The sequence below is a fragment of the Rummeliibacillus sp. SL167 genome (assembly GCF_007896505.1).
Classification (GTDB): Bacteria; Bacillota; Bacilli; order Bacillales_A; family Planococcaceae; genus Rummeliibacillus; species Rummeliibacillus suwonensis.
Genome location: NZ_VCBM01000001.1, coordinates 1 through 24,259, shown reverse-complemented (window position 1 = coordinate 24,259; position 24,259 = coordinate 1). Strand labels below are relative to the sequence as shown.

The following is a 24,259-nucleotide window of genomic DNA, read 5'->3' as shown; positions in this document are numbered from 1 at the left end:
TTGCATTTTCGAGGACTCGAGCAAGCCGCAGCGAAGATCTATATAAATGGTCCGAAAAATACAGGTTTTTTCAAAAATTACGCCACAGACGACCTAATTTTTGTCAAATCAACACGCGTGCTATCTCTTATATTTATCTTTCCATTTTAATCCATAATTTCACTTTCAACATTAATCTTTTCTTATAGTTACATATACATTCGTCCCCCCTCTATTTCACCACCATGCTTTTAAAGCTTTATAATCTTCATCCGCCAAGAAATGTTTGATCAGCTTATAGCATTCTAATCGAATTAAAAATCGATAAGATGTGTTTCTTTTTAGTTTTCGGTGTTTAATAGTAGTTTGCATTTTATTTTCAAATTCTTTTATAAAGATTTTTCGTCCAGTATCATTTAATAAACAAACATTTTCTTCAACAAATTCAAAATGTTCTAATCGAATCATTCGATTATTAATTAAAGAAAAAATAAGATTATCCATAATCAGTGGCTTAAAGATCTCTGCTATATCCAAAGATAAAGAAAATCTTCGAACAGCTGGCTCATGTAAAAAACTAATGGTCGGATTAAGCTGCGTTTTATAAATTTCGGATAAAACAGCTGTGTACATCAAACTATTGCCAAAAGAAATCAGAGCATTAATTGGATTTGTTGGAGGTCGTTTTTCTCTTTTTTCAAAATAGAAATCTTCATTACGAATGATTCCGTTAAAACCTTGATAATAATAGTTTCTGATTTTCCCCTCAATCCCCATAAGCGTTTGAATGTCTGATGCTGATGAAACCATATTTTTTAATTCAACAATGGCATCAATAATTTCTGCCGTATATTCTTTATGCCTCCTTAAATTTCTAAGCATGTGATGAACCGCACTATAAATAAATTGCTGTGCAATATATAAACGATACCCTAGATTTAATACATGCTCACTTTGTTTAATCTCAACAAATCCAGAAACCTTTTTCTTTCTTGGTGTGTAACTTCCAGAATAGTAACCATAATAATTATAAAAATGTAGATTCACATTTTTTTGATTTAACAGATTAAAAAATGCTGTATTAAAATCCATTTCCGCAAAAACATGCAGATTTTCAACTTGTTCAATAGGTACTACTTTTTTTGTTCCATCCTCCTTGATTAAATAGATGGTTGAATCTTTACGCTGAAGTCTTCCATTATTAAACAAATATCGATCTCGCATTATTCTTCACCCACCCAACAAAAGGAATAATAAGAACACTTCTTACAATAGGGATATTTTACTTTAACTGGTGGCTTATCGAGAGAAAGTATTTGTTGTATTTCTGCCAGCCATTTAGGTATTTCTTCTTCCATTTCAGTAGTTAGTTCAATTTCTTCTGTCTTTTTTTCTTTTGGATAATGAAGCTTTCCCTTTCTTTCAATGCCCATCTTTTTCAACACATAAAGGTAATACAGCAATTGCGCAACATCTGAATTTCTCATTTTGCTGCTAGACTTTACTTCGCCAATATATTGTGAATCTACAATATCAATTTTCACTAAATCATCTATCAATAATTCTTTTGTTTTGGCATTTTTATAAGAATTTTCATGCAATATTTTTCCTTGTAATACCGTATCACTTTCATCTTCAAAATTGATCTGATGAGAGTATAGCCAAAGCTTTCTTTTGCAAACTTTTAAATACTGTACTTGCAATCCTGTTGCTCGCATTTCATCAAATCGTCTCACCATACTATTCCTCCATTCCTTTAAAATAGATAACTATATTAAGATTGATTTTTCTTCAACGATTTAAAATACTTTTTACATAAACATTGCATCAAAGTCGATATCATAGATCAAACCTCGTTCTTTTGTATACTTAAAAGCAATGACTGGATAACTATTTCTTTTATCTAGGTAAACTGGCTCATCTATTAATCTTTTATTAGATGCATTTATAAACGCCCAATGGGGAATGGCTACAACAAATTCTTTGATTTGATCTAAAAACTTTATCTTTTTCGTCCAATTTGTTTCTTTCTTAAGCTTGTCTACAATATCGAGAATTGCCGCCTCGTTTTCAGCATAAACACATGTTGGAATGATATTGACATTTTGGATATCTCTAAGGGATGGCTTTTGATCATCCTCATAAGCCAATAAATGCGAATATCTTTGGATTGTTTTTTTAAATTCAGAAAGGTAATTTGAACCTTTTAATGCTTCAGTTGTATATATTTTCTTGACGATATCCATTTTATGTTGTTCAGATAACAATTGATTGTCGTATTCCAGCAAAACTTCCTTTGATTTATTAAAAATATCAAAATCAACAACAGATTTTGTAGAATTTGATACTCCTGAAGGATAGGGATTACCTGTATAGACAAAGACATTAGGATTTTCATCTCTATAGATTCGCTTACGATAAACTCTCCCCATTCGTTGGAATAGACCAGTGGCTTCTGATAATTCTGTAAATAATACATCAAAATCAATATCCACACTTGCTTCAACTAATTGCGTAGTAATCCATATTCCTTCTTCATGCACGTCTTCTCTACCTAAAAATTTAATAGCCTCTTCTTTTTCATCACGGTCTTTTTTGATGAATCGGCTATGTAAAAGATTCGTTTTGATCTCTAGATGATCAAAGTCATCTTGAAGTTTCTGTGCTTTTGTAACTGTATTTACTATGATCAGTACTTTTCCAGCAATTCCTTCTTGCACAATATCTGCCGCTGATATATCTTGTTCTTTTATCTTCATATAATGTCGCTTCATGACTTGCCCATTTTCATCTAGTTTTAAAAATGGCTCCTCACGCTTATGAAAAGGAATATTCAATCGTTTCATTTCTTCTTCCAAAAGTGGTGGAAATGTAGCTGTCATAATTAAAAACTTTCCACCTACATTTGTAATATGTTTTAACCCTAAAATGATGAAAGCTGCTAATTTGGGACTGTACATTTGAATCTCATCAATGACTAACTTGCTATAAGATAAAATAGCGAGTTTCATTTCAAAACCTGGATACAAACCTACAAAATCAATAATTTGATCGAGTGTGCAAACAGTTAATGGATTGGAAAATTTCTTTGTTTGCTCCACAAATTTAAGATCGAACTCATTATCTTGCTCTTCAGATCGCTTTAAATACTCTGAAACTGTATCACTATGCAAAAGCCCTACATTGTTTAGGTTGAGTATGTTTGTTAAACGATCATAAATGGCATTAATCGAAACCTTCAATGGTAACGTGAAAATCCCTTTATTTTGACCTATCCAGTACAAAGCAGCTTCCGTTTTTCCAATTCCCGTAGATGCGATAATGACATGATTTTCATCTTGATGTTCTTTTAAATAATTTTGTAAATTATTAGGATCATGTTTATTTTCGTTTAAAAAGTGATCCACTTTTTCTACTAAATTTTCGGGTTCTATTTCAACTTTTGTATGAGCACTTGCCGTAAAGTCAATTTTATTGAGAAATCCTTTTATTTTCACGAAATCATAGAAAGATTGATCATCCGCAAAATACTTATCAACAAATTCACCATAATCAAACACAAGTTCTTTTCGAACATTAAAACCTTGCTCTTCAAGTAGAGGTATATACTTAGGTAAATCATTTTCTACTATTGTTTCACTAACAGTAAAATCTTCTTTTTCTCTTTCATGATGATAGTACACTGCTTTCATCAAGGTACATAATTCCTGATAAGAAAGTTCTTCTTCTAATTCATCAATGGGAATATAGGCACAACTTAAATAGCCATGGGATACTTCTTTCAAATTCTCAAACTCATCCATTATTCTTAAAGGAACTGGATGAACCTTATTTTGAAATTTCGTATTAGCTTTTCCGATATCGTGATAATAACAGGCTTTTTCTAATAATAGCCATTCCCGTTCAGTTAAGGCATTAGGATGCATTCCTCTTAAAATCTCTAGCCTTGATAGAAGTTCATCTGTATGCTTTTTAATCGTTTCAGCAGCCTTATCTTTTTGTTCCGATTTTGCTAATAATTCCTTGAACATCACTGATTACTCCCTTCTAAAAAAAGGAATAGGATTGCTCCCATTCCTTCATTATTACGCAAGAAAAACGACCAAATCATCTTCATCAAATTGGACAATATGTCTAGCAAACAATCTATTATTATTAGTTGCAGGTATATGGAAGGCCTTGATTTTCTTCCATTGTCGAATTGTCTTTCCTTTAGCAATTTCAAATAACTCATATGTTTTATTGAGGCTATAGTATGTCCCAATTGACTGATACAATCTTTTATCTTCTGTTATTGAGTCCATTGGAACATAAATATCATAAGGAATTCCAACCACATCTTTCCTCGTTCTTTCCTTTTGTATCTCCACCACCTTCACCTTTTTCACCTGCAATAAATCTTCTCTTCTACCAAGTGATAGATATTCTGCTGGTGATTGAAGAGCTTGAAGAATGACTGGAATATAATTTTCATCTTCTGGTACTATATGAATGACAAGTTCAACATCCACTAATAATTCAACCGTTGATACTCCTCTTGTAACACCATATGTTTTCCCATTTGTATCTTCAATTCTCAGTTGATGTCTTCCCTCTTCAAATGAGTTTCCTGCGAACTCATATCTTGTCCAAAGATCATTGACTTTTGAATGATATTTTCCTTGAATGCTAATTTGCATAGGTACATATTCTGTAAATCCACACGCTGCATGAATCATCCCTATCACCGTTGAATAAGGTGGTAATGGGTAAGATTCTTTTAGTTGAAAGCTAGTTGGTTTTCGATAATTCGCTAAGTTCTGATAAGCCTCTAATCGAATTCCCTTCATTTACTCACCCGCTTGTTGGTAATATGATTCAACTGCTGATTGTAAAGATTGGAAAAATTCCGCAATGGATGTTGCATGTAATTCTGATTCAATCTCAGCATCATTTTCGAAAATCCCTTTAATAAGCCCTACTTTTGTATTTTCTTTAATAACTGTATCTTCTTCTAGTACATTTAGAATGGTTTGAACTGATAGACGATTTTGTTTTAGCTTTAAACGATTTTCAAAGAATGGATTTTTAATATCATAGACCCCACCAATAGCAAAAATCGGAGCCAAATTTTCACGGCGTCCTTTAATATCACGATAAAGGAATTTTAATGCTTGGAGTAGTGTATTAACACGTTTCGCACGTTCAACAGGTGGAATTTCTACACCATCATTTTCATCAATCCCCACCTTATCTAGATCAACCGCAACTGTATAAGCATAAAATGATTTATGAATTTCACTTTGCGCAATATTACCACCACTGATTTCATCACCTTGTTGGCCAGTTGCTTTTTTATAACGGTCAAATAAGTTTTTGTTTGTTAAAAACTCTAAATCTGTATTATAACTTTCAAGAGATACTGCATTTGATAAACGCACAACAGCTGCTCTTGTTCTCGTTGGTTTTGCTGTTTTCATATATCCGAATAAATCAATTTCAGCATAATCTGCAATCGATGCGTCTGGGTGAAATTGCAGCACCTTTTTATCATTACCGATTGGTGTTGTTGCTGCTTCCATTTGGTCTACTATGTTATAGCGAAGGGCTTGTCTTGAAATATAGGAATACATCTCATGGTCACCACGAGATATTTTTTTCAATGAGGCAACATTCCCTACCCCCTCCCCATAATTGGCACTTTCAGCTTCAAAAATGATGCTTACTGTTAATCCTTTTTTTAGCATATTATTTTTCCTCCCCTTGTTCATTATTTGACTCATAACCATTTAACCCTAGCAATAATGCATATCCAATTGCTTGAAATTTTTTCTCATCGCTTAATGCTTGTATAAAAACAGAAGGTATCTCCATTTTTTTATAGCTATAAGCTTGTATCAATGTTTCCATAAATTTATTTGGATTTTTTACTTTTAAAGCATTTAATAATCGATAAGATATTCCACTTAACTTATTTTCTTGACCTTGTTCTTTATAGGCTCTTCGTAAGTAATATCCTGTTCCTCTTACTTTTTGAAGCTCATCAAGTGTCATAAAATGTTCGCTCCCTTCAAATTGAGTGTTTGAAATTCGTAAAATCCTATAAATAGCCGCTAGGTTTTTAAAGTCTTCTGAAATGTATAATTTCATCAATTTATTCAACAAATCGTAAAAAGATTGGCCGTTGTAAATCCGTTTGATTACTTCTTGATAAAGATCTGTATATTCCCTACCTTCTTTTAAATACTTACCTACTAAATAATTCAAATCTTTTTTCGCTTTTACGATCAGAGCTGCTTTCTGTTTTGAAAGAATATTAAACGTGTATGGTCTTGATTCGTTATTTTTATCAAACTTAACAATTTGGATATTATCGATTTCTAATTGTTTTTTCGATTCAACATTTTGATCCATAACATCTAAAATTTGATAATAGGCTTTCTCTTCTAATTCATTCATCGTTAACTCGTTTTCACCATTACGCAGTGGAATTGAGTTTGCTGAGATCAATTGTTCAATTGACTGATTATTATTGATAAAAATCCCTTTTCCTTTAACAAGAGTAAACCCTAACGGCACGCAGCTATAAATTAAGTTACAAATGGGACAAATAAAAATATCACGTTGATGATCCCAGTAATGCGAAGACTTTCGTGCTGCATCCACACCTGTTTTTTGCAGCCAGGTGAGGTCAAATGCTTCATTCAATTTCCCCATTGTATTATCGCAGGTTGCACATTGAAACTTATTTTTAGCGTATTTTTTTTCATTTTTTTTCGTTTCTAAATAGTTTTGAACAGCATCTGTAAAGTAATTTTTATATTCAATATATAAATCCTTTTTACTAGCTGTACTATTTAAAAATGCAACGTTTGTCCAAAATCCTTGTACAATTTGATAGCTTAATGTACGTGCTACTAAATAATGTCTAGCTTGAGGATGCTTTAAGTTTTCAATACAGGTTAACAATGTTTCAGAAGTTTCTTTTACCTGATCGGCAATATCCTCAAATGTTTCGTTTTTCTTTTTAGAAACCTTTTTTAATGATTTTGCAGTGGCTTCAAACGAATAATCGATCTCAGTTAAAAATTTGTAAGTATTTTTATAACTATTGGAAGTCAACCATTTTTTCATATTGTCAATGATTTCATTGAAATGTTCCAACTGCTTATCATCACTAAGGTTTTGCTTATAGTTCAATAAATAGCTTTCATAATTCAGCATTTTTGAATAGCTTGTATCATAATCATACTCATCAATTAAATAATTGAAGTAATGATTTTCAAAGTTTTCAAGTGCGGACTCTTCAAAAAGAATGGACTGTTGTCCCTCTTTTTGATAATCGATTCCACTGTGTTCAAAAATTCGAATTAGACCTAAAATCCCACTGTTGTAGAGGAAGTCATTTAGTGTAACTTTGATCATTTGATATTCACACCTCCTATTCTTGTAACATTTGTATACTGCCAAAAAATTGTGATCTTCTAACTCCCAAACCACTGCTTGTCAAAATAGCTAAATCCTCTATAGCCCCCTCTAGAATAAAGCTTCCTTCATAACAATTGACGAATAATATGGACTCCTTATTCAACTTAGCAAATGAGTGGTGTTTTAATTGGACGACTTTTTTCTTCATGATTACAGGTGTAAACGATAAAGGTTCCAACAAATTTCTTCCTGTTATTGCTTTTACAATGACATTGGCAATATAATTAAAGTCCTCATTATAAGATGGATCGTTTACATCTAAAAAACGCCCCTCCTTATTTTTGACAGCAATAGGTGAATTGGTTTTAAATAACACCTTCCGTTTCGTTGGAAGTTTCTCAGACAAGACTTTCACATAGGCAAGCTGCACTTCATGAGCTTGATATCGAAATATCTTTTTTTGAACAATCCCATTGTAAAGATACAGAATAAGTTCAGGATCCGGTGAAGAGATAGTCACTCTTATTTCACCATTTACTTTTATTTCAGTTTCTTCAATTACATAATCTTGCAGAAAAATACTTCCTGTAAATGATTTTGCTTTTTTGTTTGCCTTTTCCCCATAGCTATACAATTCTTTTATTATTTCAGGTGAGGAAATCTCTAAAGCCGCTTTGACTATACTTGTAAACATAAAATTATACTGTTTTGGAAGTTTTGCAGGTTGAAATACAATTAACAAATTCAATGAATTCACCTCCTTTTATTAAAACAAATATCTATGGATCTATTATTTTACAAAAAGCATTATTTGTCAATACTTTCAATAAATTATTTTAAAATTAAAAGAAATATGTTATAATGAACATAAATTTACTATGTGGAATGTAAATTAGATGTTTGTTTTAATTTTACTTAAACTATGTGGAACTATGAGGGATTGCATGATGTATTTAATCGATGCACCCTTTTTTATTTTTGCATCCCACTCTTATAATCTATCTTTTTATGTACGTTTTTTAGAATGACTATAATTCTTAGCACAAAATTATTTTTATGACTAAGAACCTTAATAAAATATTCCATTTATAATTACATTTTACCATATTTAGTGATCCATTATTTGAAATTATTTGAATTTTTAATGATAATTTTAGACTAAGTGGGCTTCTTCTCTCCAAAACCAAAAGCCACCCCTTCCGAAGTAGCTTTTTCCATACATTACATTCTCTTGTTACATCGCTCTGGATGCTTGGATAGAATGATTTCTTATTTGGCTTAGTTTGTTTTGGGCTTCTGAGATATTTTGAAATATTTCTTTGATGCCCAGTAGTCTTTCGATAAAGTTTTCGATGTCGGAAGGTAGTTTTAATTCTTCTTGCCAAGATCTTTCTTTTGACTCTGTTGGATGGTAGGTTGAGTACAACAAAAATAGTAAAAAGTGGCCTATTGCATAGAGATCACTTTGAGGTGTTTTTAATCGCTTTGGATGACGATGACGCCCTAGTTGTTTGTCTTCTTTTTGGAGAGGAGCTGCTAAACCAAAGTCAATAATTCGCAGTTTGCCATCAACAGATAAAATGTTAGGGATTCGTAAATCTCGATGTACATATCCTGCTTTATGAATCTTTGAGACAATTTCAAAGAGCTCTTCCACAATTTTTAGCGATTCATCTATCGTAAATGACTTGTTTTCCTGAAAAATAAGTTCTTCAAATGTTTGACCATCCATATATTCCATGATGTAAAATGGAATATCCTCGATTTGGCCTCCACAAAACACCTTTGGAAAACTTTCCTCTGCTAGATGCTGAAGGGTAGCGATTTCAAAAAAGAAGTGATTTCGTATTTTTCTTTTCTTTTTTCCCCTTGCCCGTAATCTTTTCATCACGACTTTCTTTTCACTTTTTCGATCTTCCAACAAATAGGTAATCCCATACGAACCATAGCCAAGTTTATGGATTACTCTATATGGTGTCTGCTCTGCAATATAACGCATAAATACAATTTCATAGTGCTTCTCACGATATTGGTTCCAATTTTTTTGAATATCCATTAGCTAAAAAAACTGCGGGAACTAAAGAAACTACGGGAACTTTTCTTGCGGCGGTTCCCTTTGTAATAATTGTGACCATGATATTGATCACGACTGAAATAGTGACGACTACTAGAACCATGATAGCGCGACTTATTATTCATCAAAGAACGAAAAATTTTATCCAGCATTTAAACGCCTCCTTATTTTTATACATATACGAGATCCTCCCATTTGAAGTTTCACTTTTCACAAAAAAAGATTGGAAAACCAAAAGTTTCCTCAATCTTTTTTCTATCCTTCATTTCACAATACAAGTATAAAGAAAAAGATACACTACCTGAAAAATCTCTCTTTCAACACATCACGAGCAGAGCCAAAATCGGCCGAAATCCATTGCCTGAAAAAGCATAATTTACACTGTGCGCTGTGTGCATCTATCTTAAAAAATTGTACGAACAATCCACTTTAGGCCATTAAATATCTAGAACCTACCATAAACACGATATATACACCGAAAGCAATTAGCACAGATGGACCTGGCTTGAACCAGTTGGTGAGCATATAGATTCCGCCTACTAAAACGACCATACCTAGCGCTCCTATAATCCCATTACGTTGTGTAATATGGAAAATTTCAGGTGTCATATGATGGACTTGTAAATTTAAATTCATTAGGGTCAAAATCGGTAAAAGTGTAATGATACCTGATAAAAATAAGTATTTTGATTTACTTAACATGGCGGCGAGCATCATCACAGTGCCACCTATGATAAATTGAATAACATATCCCACGATTATTTCTCCTAACAGCTATGATTGATTTGTTGCCATTGTAATGTTATTTTTATCATTAGTAAATTGAATATTTTAAATGATAACTATAGAAAAAATTTATAGATGGTGAATATGATGTCCATGAACAAAATAAAAGCATTTGTAACAGCTGTGGAATATGGAAGTTTAACAAAGGCTGCCGAAAAACTTGATTATACGCAACCCAGCATTAGTCATATGATTAGTAGTTTAGAGGATGACTTTGGATTTTCTTTATTAATAAGGGGAAAATCTGGAGTAATCCCTACAGATAACGGATTGGCTCTCTTGCCGGCGATGCAGGATCTTCTAAAACGCTCTCAACTTCTAAAGGAATTGGTCAATGAAATTAATGGTATGGAGATTGGAACTATACGGATTGGTGCCTATACAAGCGTTTGTGTTCACTGGATGCCGACTGTCTTGAGTTTATTTAACACAAAATACCCCAAAATTCATATTCAACTATATGAAGGAAATTCTCAAGAAATTAAACAATGGTTAGAAAGTGGGAAAATCGACTTTGGCATTGGAACAACACAAGTCAATCAAAATCCTCATTTCATCCCTTTAATGCAGGATCGAATGCTCGCTATACTTCCGAAAGAACATCCATTAGCAAGCCTTGACTTAGTACCGCTTAAAGCTTTTACAACAGAGCCTTGTATTATGCCCTATGAGGACTCGCATCATGATGTACAATTTATCTTTAAAAAAGAAAAAATCTCCCCTAATATCGCCTACCAAATTCGTGGAGATGAAGCCATTATTGCGATGGTTAAAAATGGGCTAGGTATTAGTTTGCTTTCTGAATTGCTCATTAAAGAACATCTAACAGAACTTTGCGCAAGACCCATTGAAGGCAACTATGTTCGAAGTCTCGGTATTCTTACGAACGCACCTATCCAAAGTCTCTCCCCTTCAAGTAAAAAATTTATCCCTTTTTTACAAGAATGGGTTCTGAGCAATTACTAAATGATCTTGCTTATATAAAGTGAAGCTTCCATCAGTGAGGGTTCATCTCCTACTGGAATAGAGGAACTTTTGTGCATTTTGCGATACCTTTTTCTACTACTTTCGTTCATCTCCTACTGGAATAGAGGAACTTAGGTTAAGAACGCCATGTCCTGTGGCAACACCTGAGTGACCAACATCCTGCCCGCCCGAACCAATCGGACGCATGCGGCAGTTGTTCCCCATTCTATCTTTGGCGTTTCTTCTCTATATCTTGAGATAGGTGTCTTACTGCCCGTTAAAGCGGGATAAAGTGAAACTCCATCAGTGGGGGTTTTCTTCATCCCCCACTGATGGATAGTTGAACCAATCGGACGCATGCGGCAGTTGAACCACCATCTATCTTTTCGTTTCTCTTTAAATCTTGAGATGGGGTTCTTACTGCCCGTTAAAGCGGGATAAAGTGAAATTTCACTCAGTGAGAGTTTTTTCACCCGTAACGTTATGTAAATAAATTGAGAAGATAGCAAGCGTGTTGATTATCCAATTTGATCCATGAAAATAAGGAGATTTGTTGATTGCAGCGAAGGCTTGCTCGCTTCGCTGCGGATCTCAACTATTCGATTTTCCCGCGGGACGTTGAATTTTCTTCCTCGAATCACACCGCACGAAGGAAATGCTTGCATTTTCGAGGACTCGAGCAAGCCGCAGCGAAGTTCTATATAAATGGTCTTAAAAATACAGAGTTTTTCAAAAGCTATGCCAAACATATATTCCTAATTTTTGTAAAATCAACACGCCTGAGAAGATAGAAATAACATTATTTCCGAAAAATACCTTAAAACTTTAATATGAAAGAGTTTAAGGACTTTTAGTGGTAGAAAGAAAACATACAAAAAATTTCATATATGTTATTATTGAGTATCATGCTAAATTAATATGCACAGTAATTTTTGTACTCTTCAGGAATTCCTAAAAGGAGATTTTTGTATTTACATATGTACCCTGATAATATAAATTTAGACCAAAAACAGTACTTTATGATTTAAAACAAATGGAAAAATCAATCTTGGAAAAAAGATAACAATGTCGTTTATTTTGAACTGTTAGAGATCTTACAGTGCAGTTCAAGAAAGCAGAACATGTATCAATATGTGGTGAGATTATTAGATATTCTAAGGAGATGAAAAATGATTTATTTAATCAGACCGTCTAAACTATTAGTTTTTATTTTGTTAGTCTTGCAATTGAATTTATATTTTTCTGTATTTTCCAAAACGAATGATTCGGCGATATTAAATTATATCTTTTTATTAATTATTTTTATAACAGCAATTATTTTGTTTATAAATTTCGAATTTGATATTTGTGACGACAAATTAGTATATACTATAAAGTTTTTAGGCGTTTTAATATATAAAAAGAAAATTTTTAAAAAGAATATTATTAACATTAAATTTTCCAAATCAAAAAATTGTACTTATATTAAATTAAAAAAAGGATTTAATTTGAAAATAAGCGATTATAAATATAAAAAGATACATTCTGATTTAATTGTTTTTGCTAAAAAAAATTATATTTGTATTGATGAAAAATAAAATAATAGATTATAAGCCTCTTTCATATTGGATTTTACCGATCCGCTATTTATATAAATAGTTCATGCAAGTACACCAATTGTTCCTCCCACTGCAATTGCAGTTACAATGTTACTCCAGATTAATGGAATCCCAGCAGCACCTATAGTTGAATATGCAATAACAATGTTATCTCTAGCGCTTGATACCAATCTAGCCAAATTTTTAAAGTCTGCTAGTAAATAGCCTGCTTTTACACCACTTTTTGTTCTTGCTGTACCTTTACCATCGTCCATCTAAAATCCGATTTGTAGGTTCTTCATAAGTTGTTAATTTATATTTACCTTTTGAGGTTTCTTTATATTTTGACAATACCAGAAGAAATGGCTAAAACCTAGGGAGAGGAAAAGACGTAAGTATATTTTGAATCGTGCTATAAATTTTTTCTAAAGAATTTGGCAAAAAAATGTGGTCAGTGCGAAAGCTCATATGTTATCTACCAAAAATGCTCACCCAAAACAGTAACTATCGAAAAAGCAAAAAACGAGACTGGAGCAAAGCCTTCTTAAAATAAATAAACCATATGAAATAAGATTTATAAACCTTGTTTTCATATGGTCTTATTTTCAAGATTTGTACTAAAATTAATTAGTTTTCGGCTTATATCCCACAGTCTCATCCCTTTTATCTTTCGGATAGCTCTTTCACTTTAATAGTCTGAAATCTCATCATCCGACTCTTTCGCTAGATGATTTTTTCTAAACTGATAGTTCACAGCACAGATAACGCATACGGTCACAAGCACAAAAGAGAGTTCAACGATTGCACAAAATCTTATAAAGTAAAATAGGGTAGGATAAACTAAATATTCTGCTGAGGTCGTGAAAATCGGAATATATAAAAAGAAGGAAAAAGCGGCAAGAAAGCTTTGGATTTCGAGGTTCACTCGTGAATACTTTGATTGAACCATTATTAAACAGATATAGTTCACAATCATCAAGAAAATCGTAGCTAAAATGATGGCTGCACTAATTTGATGGATTTTTATAATTGTGAAGAGTAGAATGGTTGCCCCTATTACAAGTACAGATAACTCATTTCGAAATTCGAATATTTTTTTAATGATAGAATCTCCTCCAATGACAATCGCTTATTTTTTAAACAGATCACATCACAGTTCATCCCTCAATGCTTTCTATCGAAATACAGTTGACCGCTCCCATTAATAGATTATGGAGCAAGCCGTAATCTTATGACTATCTAAATTGGATTTTTAAATAAGAATGGATTAAGATTGTCTTTGCCCTTATAGATATAGCCTGTATGGAATGGATTCAATAGCTATGTTCATAAAAAACGTCCAATTATTTCCGAGGAAATATTTAATTCTACAAATTTCCTGATAAATCGACCAACCTATTTCTACTTTTATCTAATTTTATGACAAATATTTCACATAATGTGGATTTGCTATACTCTCCACTGTGTTCCTGAACGAGCGAGCTTTAACAAGCATTGAGTTTTCTCTAAATCCTCTTGTTAAAGCTTTTTGTAGATAGAATGGAAGCACTCGCCTATGTGTCTTGAAAGCGACCACTTAAAAACGAAAATTCATCTGCTTTTATCAATAAAAATTCTGCTTTAGCATGTTGTTAGGGATGAATTGGCTTTCTCAGCAGCCTTTTATTGAAGGGAATCTTACGAGGCTGGGACAAAAGCATTTTAGCCAATGAAAAATCCGAACAGTGAATAGAAATTCTAATAAGAAATTTCTATTCGTTCGGATTTTCTTTTTTATTACCATGCCTATAGAACTCAATAATCCGGCTTCTGGAGATGCTCATTTAGTTCTGCCCCAGCCTCAATTGTTTCATAATATCAGCTCTTGTAATTTACGACGTAATAATTTATTGGACCCGTTACGAGGAAGCTCTTTTACAATATAGATTTTCTTAGGTACCTTGTAGGCTGCTAAATGTTCTTTACAAAATACTACAAGCTCTTCGGTAGTTACATCATTTTTCAAAACAACAAAAGCATTTGGTACTTGTCCCCATTTTTCATCCTCTATTCCACAAACACCCGCCTCTCGGACACTTGGATGAGAGATTAAAACATTCTCAATTTCAGCCGGATATATGTTTTCCCCACCAGAAATAATCAAATCAGAGCGGCGATCTACTACAAATAAGTATCCCTCTTCATCAAGATAACCAATATCACCACTATGCAGCCAGCCATTTTTTTGAGAGGGCTTATGAGCAAAGCGCCCAACATATCCTGGTGTTACATGTGCACCTCGTATGAGTATTTCCCCCTGTTCAAATGGTTGATTGGCACCATCAATTCGTATCTGATTAAAAAAGAGCGGTTTCCCTGCTGAACCGATTTTCCGAAGTGCATCTTCACTCGATAAAGTTGACGTTTGGGAAGCGGTCTCCGTCATACCATATGTTTGTGAAACTCGAATTTTCCGTTCGATCGCCCGTTTTAAATAATCGATTGGCACTGGCCCACCGCCAGCAAGCATCGTTTGAAATCGATTGGATACATATTTATCACGACGCTCTAGTTCCGTTAAAATCCGTTCAAGTGTCACAGCCACTACTGACATCCTTGTTACTGTACCATCAACCAATTGATCGACGATTTTCTTAACATCGAATTTTGTATAAAGCTCCAGCCGAACCCCATGCAACAAGCATTTACACAACATGGAAAAACCGCTAATATGAAAAAGCGGAACCGCGCATAACCACGCATCATCCTCTATAAGTCCTGTGTTATAAAGTGAAGATGTTGCGTTTGATACATGATTTCCAACGGTTTGGCGCACTCCTTTTGGAAAACCTGTTGTCCCAGATGTATACATAATCGTCAATGTATCCTCCTCACTCCATTCAAGCATTGGTGTGAATTTTGTAAGAGGTGTGTCCGAAACTTTAGAAAATGGGTAAGTCTGCACTTTTGCTTTTGGTAATTTTTCTAGCAAAGAATCTTCCGCTAAAATTGCCACAACCTCAGAATCCTCAATCTGGTAAGCTAATTCCAGTTTGCTTAAGCGTAAATTCAATAGCACCATCTCACATTGCAAATGCATACATCCACAAATCATGAAAATAATTTGCGGAGTGGACGTTGCATAGATTGCTACTCGGTCGTGTGATTTAATCCCAAGCGATACTAATTGACTTGCTCGTTGTAATGCTAGCTCATTTATCTCTTTATATGTCCATGCTTGCCCCTCAAAACGTACCGCTATACGATCTGGTGTTAACATTGAACGTTGAATAATCCAGTTTGGAATCATTTGCTTGTCACCCTTATATAAAAAATCATCTCTTTTATTTTAGCATTTTCTTATTATAATTTGAAAATACTTATATCATCTCGAAAACATTCTACCTTTATGTTATTTAGATTTGTCAACAACAATAGCCACAAACGCAGAAAATTAAAAGCAGGAATGTAAATTTTACACGACATTCCTGCTTCTTGAATTTAAATGATTTGCTTTTATGATGAAAGTAAAGAGGAGTTTAACTTCTTTTGATGTTCTTCCTCCCTAATTAATTTAATCTAAGATTTCTATCTTACTACTAGTTCCATGCGCAGGATTGGAAGTATCTAAGTCTTCTACCCAAACTTTTACCTTGTATCCAACTTTCAAATTTTTTATATCTGTTTTCATCTCAAAGTATGCTGCTCCTTTTGCCTTCTTTAATACTTCTTGTTCTGATAAACTTTTAACTTCTTTAACTGACAATCCATTTACTACTAATATCTGATTGTCTTCTACTTTCGCTACTATTCCATCAATGCTTGATTTATTTTCTTCATCATTAGCTGAATCTTTTGAACACCCCATATTGCTACAAGTAATCCCTATTATGAAAAGAACTAAAATTATGAAATCTAGTTTTTTATTCACCTTTTCCTCCTTAGATGTGTCTTTAAAGAGATAAGCTGGCTCTCCTTTCAATTTAATAGTAGTAGCGAATCATATAAGATTAGTATTAATATTAAAATTTCACAAATAAATCTAAGTTACTATATAAATTCAAAATATTACTAGACTAATATTTTAATTATATAAAAAAACGCCTTTACAAGTGAAAGAGAAATATTATTTTATTAAGTTTTTACAATGTGCCAATCTTTTCTGCTACAATCTTATAGGTTCATTTTTTCCTGCTCAACTAAAAACATAATTATGGTTTCACTTCGTCATTAACTCGCAAATAAGTATAACCTCAAATGGTCGATTAGATAGATTGATAACTTTACTTATTCTTTCATCCTCTAAATGCTAAAAAAAGCCAACAAAATTCGTTGACTTTTCAAAAAAATATTTAGTTAATCTCTTCTCTTTATGGGAAACGTGGGAATTGACCGAAGTCTGGATCACGTTTTTCTTTGAATGCGTCGCGACCTTCTTTTGCTTCATCGGTTGTATAGTATAGCAAAGTTGCATCGCCACCTAATTGTTGCAAACCAGCAAGGCCGTCTGTATCTGCGTTAAAGGAAGCTTTTAAGAAGCGAAGAGCTGTTGGTGATTTTGTAAGCATTTCCTCGCACCATTCTACTGTCGTATCTTCCAATTTTTCATACGGAACAACCGTATTAACAAGACCCATATCGAGTGCTTCTTGTGCATTATATTGTCGACATAAATACCAAATTTCACGTGCCTTTTTATGTCCGACAATACGAGCTAAATAACCTGCACCGTAACCTGCATCAAATGAACCAACTTTTGGTCCAGTTTGTCCAAAAATTGCATTTTCAGCTGCGATCGTCAAGTCACATACAATATGTAGTACATGTCCACCACCGATTGCATAGCCTGCAACCATTGCTACTACTGGTTTTGGTGTTTTGCGGATTAATGTTTGTAAGTCAAGTACATTTAGGCGAGGAATATTATCTTCCCCCACGTAACCACCATTTCCGCGTATTTTTTGATCTCCGCCTGAGCAGAATGCTTTTTCACCTTCGCCTGTTAAAATAATGGCGCCGATTTCTGCATTATCACGAGCACGAGTGAAAGCATCAATCATTTCTGCAGTCGTTTTGGGACGAAATGCGTTTCGTACTTCTGGACGATTAATTGTAATTTTTGCGATGCCATTATAAGATTCATATTTGATATCTTCATAGACATGTTCAGTTACCCATTCACGAGTCATTAAAAAATCCTCCTATATTGTTTCTAAGTGTTCCTCTATTATTGTAGCAAAGATTTGTGGATTTTCCACATGTACGGCATGTCCGACATCTGGGACAGTCTTATTTTCACAGCATAAAAATTTTTCTGCCATATCAATAGCCTTTTGTTGGAATTTTTGATCTAGTTCACCTGTTATCAATAAAACAGGCTTCGTCATTTTTTTTAGTTCGTCCCAATAAGAAGGCTGCTGCCCTGTGCCCATCCCTCGCAAACTGTTGGCTAAACCCATAGCACGCTGATTTAGTCTTTCTTGCCGGATGACTAGTTGTTTTGATGCTGGTAATGTTTTTTGTGATTCGAAGAGAGGAATATTCTCCCATTCTTTCACAAAGGCATCTAGACCATTTTTTTCGATTTTTTCGGCTAACGTACGATCATTTTTCCTTCTAGCTGTGCGTTCTGCTTCTGTTGGTAGCCCTGGTGAGGAACTTTCTAAAACAAGTTTCTCTATCATACTTGCATATTTTACAGCAAAAGCAAGTGCGACACGCCCTCCCATTGAATACCCAACAAGTGTAAAGGATGGAACTCGCCTAGCTTCAAAAAACTCATGCAGTAGTTCAACTTGTTCTTCCATTGAATAACGACGAACGCTATATGGTGAATCCGTTAAGCCATGTCCTATTAAATCTATAGCAAAAATACGATAATCTTTTTGAAATGATTGAATAACCGTATCCCATGTTTTAGTACTACCTGTAAAACCATGCAGGAAAACGATTGTTTTCTCAGCTCTAGGATTGATAATCTGGTAATGTACATTTATGCCTCTTACAGATGTCATTACACTTACCATTTTTCATCTAACTCCTTACTAATTGAGTTCCATAATCTACGATGTGACTGAACGTTATTTGCTCGATTGGTGATCACTTCAATAATGCAGAGTGGCTTTTTCTTAGGTGCATCAAGCACTTTTATAAAGTCCTGCTTTGAATGGACCACTTCATATTGAGCATCATACATCTTGGCCAAATCCTCAAATTGCAAACCAGAAGGCGTGCCAAATAATTCTTCATAATGGTCTTCCACCGTCGCTTGTGAAAGGTAAGAAAAAATACCGCCACCATTATTATTCATCACAACAATTGTCATTTCACAATGCTGGTAACGAGTAGCAATCAATCCATTGGAATCATGTAAAAGCGCCAAATCCCCTATCAATAAATAGGAATCTCGCTTGGTCGCCAATTGTGTACCGATGGCTGTTGAAACAACACCGTCAATTCCATTTGCTCCACGATTTGCATAGACTCGAACGTCTTTTTCTGTTTTTTGAAAGAACGTATCAACGTCACGAATAGGCATGCTATTACTGGCAAATAAATTGCTATGTTCTGGCAAATGCTCAAATAAAATAGCAGTAAGCGCTCCTTCATCTGATTCCTGTTGTACATATGTTTTCACATGCTGTGTTGCCATACAATTTGCTTCTATCCATATTTGTGCATAAGCTTCATCCATATTTACAGTCGCTATTTGTACATCATCTAGCCAATTACCGATTACCGCTTGAATATGGTGTGTTGTAATGGACAAAGAATCACGGAACATCGGATCCTCATCTACAACTAAATAGATGGATGGTTGTACTTTCGTCAAAAATTGCATGAACGATTTGGAAACAGGCTGTGCGCCAAAACGAATCACTGTATCAGGTGCTACCACACGCTTAAATGTTTCATTTTTTAAAAGTGCGTCATACTGGTCGATCACGAAATCGTTACAATCATCTGGCACATTCCCACGTAGATGAGAAAGACTTTCTACAAAGACTGGCCACCTCAAATGGCGGATAAAATTCCAAACTATCTTCAAATCTGTATCCTGTGGCAACTCTCCGATAATTAGAATACCTTTTTTCGCATGCTCAATCACTGACTCCAGCATATTCATAGCATGTTCATGAGGACGAGATTCTTGTGCCACGCTTTCTTTGAATGAAACAGCTGGCAACTGTTCTTGTAAGTCAATCATCAATGGTTCACGAAATGGCACATTTACATGTACAGGACCAGCAGGCGCGGTTTTAGCGATAGCTACTGCTCGAGCAATATGCCGCTCGACGAATGGTAAAGTGTTTGGAAAATCATCAGGTATTGGAAAATCGACTGCCCATTTTACTTGATGACCGTATAAATTAGGTTGTGCAATCGCTTGTGGTGCCCCCACCTCACGCAGTTCATGTGGGCGATCTGCCGTTAATACGATTAGTGGTATACGAGCTAATTTGGCTTCAACAATTGCAGGAAAATAATTGGCAGCTGCTGTACCAGATGTACAAACAAGAACAACCGGTTGTCCACTCGCTTTTGCTATTCCTAAAGCCAAAAATGCTGCTGATCTTTCATCAACTTGTCTATACATTGTAAATTCTTTTGTATGTGCAAAGGCATACGCTAAAGGTGTAGATCGTGAACCTGGACTCACCACTACATCCTTCACCCCTGCCTGGTATAAAGACGCTACAAGCTTATATACATAGCCCGTTAGAATCTCTTTATTATTCATGTAATTGTCCTCCTAAAGCACGAATCATCGGACGGAATTTCACAAGTGTTTCTTCATATTCACTTTGCGGCTCTGAATCTGCAACAATTCCCCCACCAGCATATAAAAAGGCTTCATCTTGATGTAATAGGGCAGATCGAATGGCAACTGCAAATTCCCCATTGCCAGCTGTATCTAACCAACCGATTGGTGCCGCATATAAGCCTCGATTTATAGGTTCATACTTACGAATGACTTCCATTGCTTTCATACGTGGCACACCGCCTAAAGCTGGTGTTGGGTGCAATGTTTTCACTAATTTCAAAATGGTTGCATCATCTTTTAATTGACCTTCTACTGGCGTATATAAATGCTGAATATCTCTTATTTTCAAAAGCTGTGGTTCTGATGGAATATGATAGCTTGCACAATTTTCTTTAAATGTATGTCCAATCATCTCTACAACATATTGATGCTCAACACGATTTTTAGCATCATTTAGTAAATCCTTTCCTAATGCTTCATCCTCCTCAGCCGTTTTACCACGTTTCACAGAACCCGCTACACAAGAAGAATGGGCATAAGAGTTCTCAACCTTCACTAATCGTTCAGGTGAAGCTCCAAAAAACAATTTACCTTTGTATTCTAAACCAAATAAATAACTTTCAGGCTGTTCTGAGATAATTTGAGATAATATATTGGATGATGAAACAGCTTCTTCAAATTTTAGAACGAGTGAGCGAGCAATCACTACTTTTTCTGCTTCTTTTCGACGAATGAGAGATGTCACTTGATGAATAGATTCCAAATATTCTTTTTTATAGGGTTCAAAACTACTTTTTACTTTTGGTTTTGCATAAGTTTTTAATGCTTTTACTTGTGCTCTATCTATAAGCTCATCACGTTTGATAGTAAGTCTCTTTAATAAATCTGGGTTTTCCCGTTCCGCAACATAGTTTGTACTAATATATATATGGTTATTGCGTATAACTAGTTGATATGTAGCAACTGTGAAAAAAGCCGATGGCATATCTCCCCATTCGTCCAAAATACCATTTTCAGGATCAAAAGTGAAACCCCCAAACAGAATGGGGTGTAGTGTTTTGTCATTTGTTACAACATGCTGCGTCAGCCTTTTCCATTGTTGCTCAACATCGTCAAAACGCTTATCTTTTGACTGACTTGTTATGGTATACGCATGACCTAGACCGACTAAGGTAAACGTTTTCTCACGATTTTGCCAATAGTATCGCTGATTTACAAAGGATTCTTCCCCTGCTTCAAAAAATGCCATTGCTGACAATCGATTCACTTCAATTGTTTCCGAAAAAAATTGCAGTGTCGACTTTTCTGTCTCAATTTGTTCGTCGGTTGTTGTCGACAACTTACGATTCATGAAAATTCCCTCCGTCAGTAGATATAGAGATAAAATTATCTACCGTCCATAATGTCCTATACTATCATACATCTTTCTTTCGGTTTCATCACTTATTTACTTTATATTTCGTATGAAAAAAGCATGTAGAAAAAATTTCTACATGCCTTGTGTTTTAATATATCAATAAATTTTTCTATTTATAACGATCTTCACTTTATCTTCTAAAAGCTGTTGCAATATGTTCTATTCACATTAAAATACTAGGGAAAATATTTATCGTAGTTTCTTCCACTCAACACATAGGATTCTAATCATATCCAACATCAGACGGGGTATCAGAAGAACCATACTCTTCTACAACAAGGAAACTGTCTTCTCCGTCAATTCGATAATCCTTCAAATTACTTGGATCAGATGTTGTCGCATTTAAAATTTCCTCTTCTATAGGACGCTCCTGTGTCCCCATTTTCCTTTCAGAGTGCTTAATACAAGTTAGTGCAGTCGGTATTGCCTCTAAACGCTCATAAGGAATTTCTTCCCCACACACAATACAATAGCCATACGTGCCATCATCTATCGCCTTTAAAGCTTTCTCAATGTTATCTAATTGAACTTCATGAAATTTATCCATCGCCAGTTCCGTCGACGAATCTGTCATATCTGTTGCTTGATCTGCTGGATGATTATCATAGTTAGAAAGCTCCGTCGAATCAAATATTTCATCATTATCTGGTCTTTCTTCAATCTTTTTTCTTTCATCCTGCAATGCTTTCTTTAATGTTTGTAACTGTTGATCTGTCATTATTTCAACCTCCATTCTTTCTTATTATTCCCCAAATAATTCTTTTCAAAGCACATATTCCACTACATTTATAAAAATGAGATGATCTTTGCTATCTTTTTATGTCATTAGAGGTGATCGTTATATATACCTAAATGCTTGTATAACTTATGTACAAAATTGGCTTTGTTTTTTATACCCCTGCTTTTTGTGAATTTACGCGATTATTCCTTAACTGTCTAAACAAAAATAGCATGCTAGAATGTTCTCCAGCATACTACTGTTACTTTGCGCCAATTTTCATTGTCTTCATCTAAAGATTGGCATATATTGCTTCACGTAAAAATTGCGCCATCCCTTTTCGATGTTGATCATAATATGCCGTAAACCTCTCATCTGCCACATACATATCTGCAAGTCCTTTATGAGCTTCTATAGAATAAGATGGCCAATATTGTTTTAACCACTTCTTATGACACGCTACTGCCTCCTTAGCTTTCACATCGTGAATATCTCCTTTTTGCATAGCTTCTTTCAACAAATCGATGATTCGCTGTTCCAAAATTTGATTTTCTTTAAATTGTTCTTCATTCATTCCACGTAATTTTGCATTCGAAGCATCTATTACATCTTCACCATATTTTTTGCGAATTTCATCACCATATTGTTTCTCATTTTTTTGGATCATTTTATCCTTTAGTCCTTCAAAACGCTCTTTATCCATCATTTCATACTCTCCCTTCATTGATTGAATTGTCTTTTCCACGTTCAGTAGCATCTTCTCGATTCTTGTTCGTTCTTTTAGTAATTTTTTTCGATGTTCTAGCAAAGCACTTTTGATATCAAAATTTGAACTACATAGTATTTCTTTGATTTCCTCCAATTTCAACCCTAATTCACGATACAATAAAATTTGCTGCAAGAGTTGAACTTCCCACTCCCCATAGATGCGATAACCTGAATCAGTCAGTTTAAATGGTTTAAGTAAATCAATTTCATCATAATATCGTAGTGTTCTAGTAGTAACACCTGAAAGTTTAGCAAGCTGCTGGATCGTATATTCCATCTTAATCCCCCCCTCTGAAACTCACTATACAGATTGACGCAACGTTAAAGTCAAACATTTTTCATATCAAAATATTCCCCCACTGTTTTAATGATAATGTGAAACTCCATCAGTAGGGATTTTTCTTCATCCCCCACTGAAATAGAGAAACTCAGGTTCAAAACGCCACGTCCTGTGGCAACACCTGAGGGACCAACATCATGCCCGCCCGAACCAATCGGACTTTTACGGGCAGTTGATCCCCCATCTATCTTTTTTGCTTCTCTCTAAATCTTGAAATAAGGATCTTACTGCTCGTTAAAGCGGGAGAAAATAATGATCAATTTGAATAATTACCTCGTTTAAATAATGTCCTTTCATTCAATCAATTATTTCATTTGCTAAATAAAATCAGATTCTCTAATCCACTAAAATCTTCTTTAAATGAATCAATTTCATAATCATTTTCTTTTAAAAAAATACGAACATTTAAGAATAACTAATTTTGATAGTTGTGGAGCGGAAGACGGCGACTCCTCGAAAATGCATGCATTTTCTTCGTGCGGT

The 24,259-nt window shown here is 34.4% G+C and carries 20 protein-coding genes; 2 read left to right on the top strand and 18 right to left on the bottom strand.

Annotation, left to right across the window (positions count from 1 at the left end):
* Nucleotides 1-216: 216 nt before the first annotated feature.
* From cas1b to FEZ13_RS00060, 9 genes are all read right to left on the bottom strand, one after another.
* A complete protein-coding gene (gene cas1b / locus FEZ13_RS00100; RefSeq protein WP_186725854.1) occupies nucleotides 217-1,206 on the bottom strand; it encodes a type I-B CRISPR-associated endonuclease Cas1b in 990 nt (329 codons plus the stop codon).
* Nucleotides 1,203-1,718, bottom strand: coding sequence for a CRISPR-associated protein Cas4 (gene cas4 / locus FEZ13_RS00095; protein WP_146547925.1), 516 nt, complete (start codon nucleotides 1,716-1,718; stop codon nucleotides 1,203-1,205). Before cas4 ends, cas1b begins: the two co-directional genes overlap by 4 nt.
* 72 nt (nucleotides 1,719-1,790) lie before the next feature.
* Nucleotides 1,791-4,010 carry a CRISPR-associated helicase Cas3' gene (gene cas3 / locus FEZ13_RS00090; RefSeq protein WP_146550979.1) on the bottom strand — a complete coding sequence of 740 codons (2,220 nt, stop codon included), beginning with the start codon at nucleotides 4,008-4,010 and terminating at the stop codon, nucleotides 1,791-1,793.
* Nucleotides 4,011-4,064: 54 nt separating this feature from the next.
* Entirely contained in the window at nucleotides 4,065-4,808 is a 744-nt protein-coding gene (gene cas5b / locus FEZ13_RS00085; RefSeq protein ID WP_146550978.1) for a type I-B CRISPR-associated protein Cas5b, read from the bottom strand.
* Complete coding sequence (cas7i, locus tag FEZ13_RS00080) at nucleotides 4,809-5,705, bottom strand: type I-B CRISPR-associated protein Cas7/Cst2/DevR (protein WP_146550977.1); 897 nt, start codon at nucleotides 5,703-5,705, stop codon at nucleotides 4,809-4,811. It abuts the gene before it with no gap.
* A 1-nt stretch (nucleotide 5,706) separates the two neighbouring features.
* Nucleotides 5,707-7,383 (bottom strand): type I-B CRISPR-associated protein Cas8b1/Cst1, encoded by a 1,677-nt coding sequence (gene cas8a1 / locus FEZ13_RS00075; RefSeq protein WP_255473020.1) that lies wholly within the window; start codon nucleotides 7,381-7,383, stop codon nucleotides 5,707-5,709.
* 16 nt (nucleotides 7,384-7,399) lie between these two features.
* Nucleotides 7,400-8,134, bottom strand: coding sequence for a CRISPR-associated endoribonuclease Cas6 (gene cas6 / locus FEZ13_RS00070; RefSeq protein ID WP_146550976.1), 735 nt, complete (start codon nucleotides 8,132-8,134; stop codon nucleotides 7,400-7,402).
* Nucleotides 8,135-8,620: 486 nt separating this feature from the next.
* Nucleotides 8,621-9,442, bottom strand: a complete 822-nt coding sequence (locus FEZ13_RS00065; protein ID WP_146550975.1) for a serine/threonine protein kinase — start codon at nucleotides 9,440-9,442, stop codon at nucleotides 8,621-8,623.
* Nucleotides 9,443-9,889: 447 nt separating this feature from the next.
* Nucleotides 9,890-10,216 (bottom strand): GlpM family protein, encoded by a 327-nt coding sequence (locus FEZ13_RS00060; RefSeq protein ID WP_146550974.1) that lies wholly within the window; start codon nucleotides 10,214-10,216, stop codon nucleotides 9,890-9,892.
* Nucleotides 10,217-10,339: 123 nt separating this feature from the next.
* Between FEZ13_RS00060 and FEZ13_RS00055 the strand changes: the two genes are divergently transcribed.
* Nucleotides 10,340-11,212: a LysR family transcriptional regulator gene (locus FEZ13_RS00055; RefSeq protein ID WP_255473019.1), complete on the top strand. Its 873-nt coding sequence runs from the start codon at nucleotides 10,340-10,342 to the stop codon at nucleotides 11,210-11,212.
* A 1,169-nt stretch (nucleotides 11,213-12,381) separates the two neighbouring features.
* Nucleotides 12,382-12,789, top strand: coding sequence for a hypothetical protein (locus FEZ13_RS00050; RefSeq protein WP_146550972.1), 408 nt, complete (start codon nucleotides 12,382-12,384; stop codon nucleotides 12,787-12,789).
* A 62-nt stretch (nucleotides 12,790-12,851) separates the two neighbouring features.
* Here FEZ13_RS00050 and FEZ13_RS00045 read toward each other — a convergent pair whose 3' ends face one another.
* The 9 genes from FEZ13_RS00045 to FEZ13_RS00005 form a co-directional block, all read right to left on the bottom strand.
* On the bottom strand, nucleotides 12,852-13,064 hold the full coding sequence (locus tag FEZ13_RS00045) for a hypothetical protein (protein ID WP_146550971.1): 213 nt from the start codon (nucleotides 13,062-13,064) through the stop codon (nucleotides 12,852-12,854).
* 1,574 nt (nucleotides 13,065-14,638) lie between these two features.
* Nucleotides 14,639-16,078: an o-succinylbenzoate--CoA ligase gene (locus FEZ13_RS00040; protein WP_146550970.1), complete on the bottom strand. Its 1,440-nt coding sequence runs from the start codon at nucleotides 16,076-16,078 to the stop codon at nucleotides 14,639-14,641.
* 264 nt (nucleotides 16,079-16,342) lie between these two features.
* Nucleotides 16,343-16,699, bottom strand: a complete 357-nt coding sequence (locus FEZ13_RS00035; RefSeq protein ID WP_146550969.1) for a DUF3221 domain-containing protein — start codon at nucleotides 16,697-16,699, stop codon at nucleotides 16,343-16,345.
* Nucleotides 16,700-17,138: 439 nt separating this feature from the next.
* Nucleotides 17,139-17,957: a 1,4-dihydroxy-2-naphthoyl-CoA synthase gene (gene menB, locus FEZ13_RS00030; protein WP_146550968.1), complete on the bottom strand. Its 819-nt coding sequence runs from the start codon at nucleotides 17,955-17,957 to the stop codon at nucleotides 17,139-17,141.
* Between the two features lie 12 nt (nucleotides 17,958-17,969).
* Nucleotides 17,970-18,794 carry a 2-succinyl-6-hydroxy-2,4-cyclohexadiene-1-carboxylate synthase gene (menH, locus tag FEZ13_RS00025; protein WP_255473018.1) on the bottom strand — a complete coding sequence of 275 codons (825 nt, stop codon included), beginning with the start codon at nucleotides 18,792-18,794 and terminating at the stop codon, nucleotides 17,970-17,972.
* Nucleotides 18,788-20,509, bottom strand: coding sequence for a 2-succinyl-5-enolpyruvyl-6-hydroxy-3-cyclohexene-1-carboxylic-acid synthase (menD, locus tag FEZ13_RS00020; RefSeq protein WP_146550967.1), 1,722 nt, complete (start codon nucleotides 20,507-20,509; stop codon nucleotides 18,788-18,790). The genes menH and menD overlap by 7 nt, the downstream gene beginning before the upstream one ends.
* On the bottom strand, nucleotides 20,502-21,884 hold the full coding sequence (locus tag FEZ13_RS00015; RefSeq protein ID WP_146550966.1) for an isochorismate synthase: 1,383 nt from the start codon (nucleotides 21,882-21,884) through the stop codon (nucleotides 20,502-20,504). The genes menD and FEZ13_RS00015 overlap by 8 nt, the downstream gene beginning before the upstream one ends.
* A 289-nt stretch (nucleotides 21,885-22,173) precedes the next feature.
* Nucleotides 22,174-22,668, bottom strand: coding sequence for a TraR/DksA C4-type zinc finger protein (locus FEZ13_RS00010; RefSeq protein WP_146550965.1), 495 nt, complete (start codon nucleotides 22,666-22,668; stop codon nucleotides 22,174-22,176).
* A gap of 292 nt (nucleotides 22,669-22,960) precedes the next feature.
* The gene (locus FEZ13_RS00005) at nucleotides 22,961-23,713 is read right to left on the bottom strand and encodes a MerR family transcriptional regulator (RefSeq protein ID WP_146550964.1); all 753 of its coding nucleotides are present in this window, start codon (nucleotides 23,711-23,713) and stop codon (nucleotides 22,961-22,963) included.
* Between the last annotated feature and the right edge of the window lie 546 nt (nucleotides 23,714-24,259).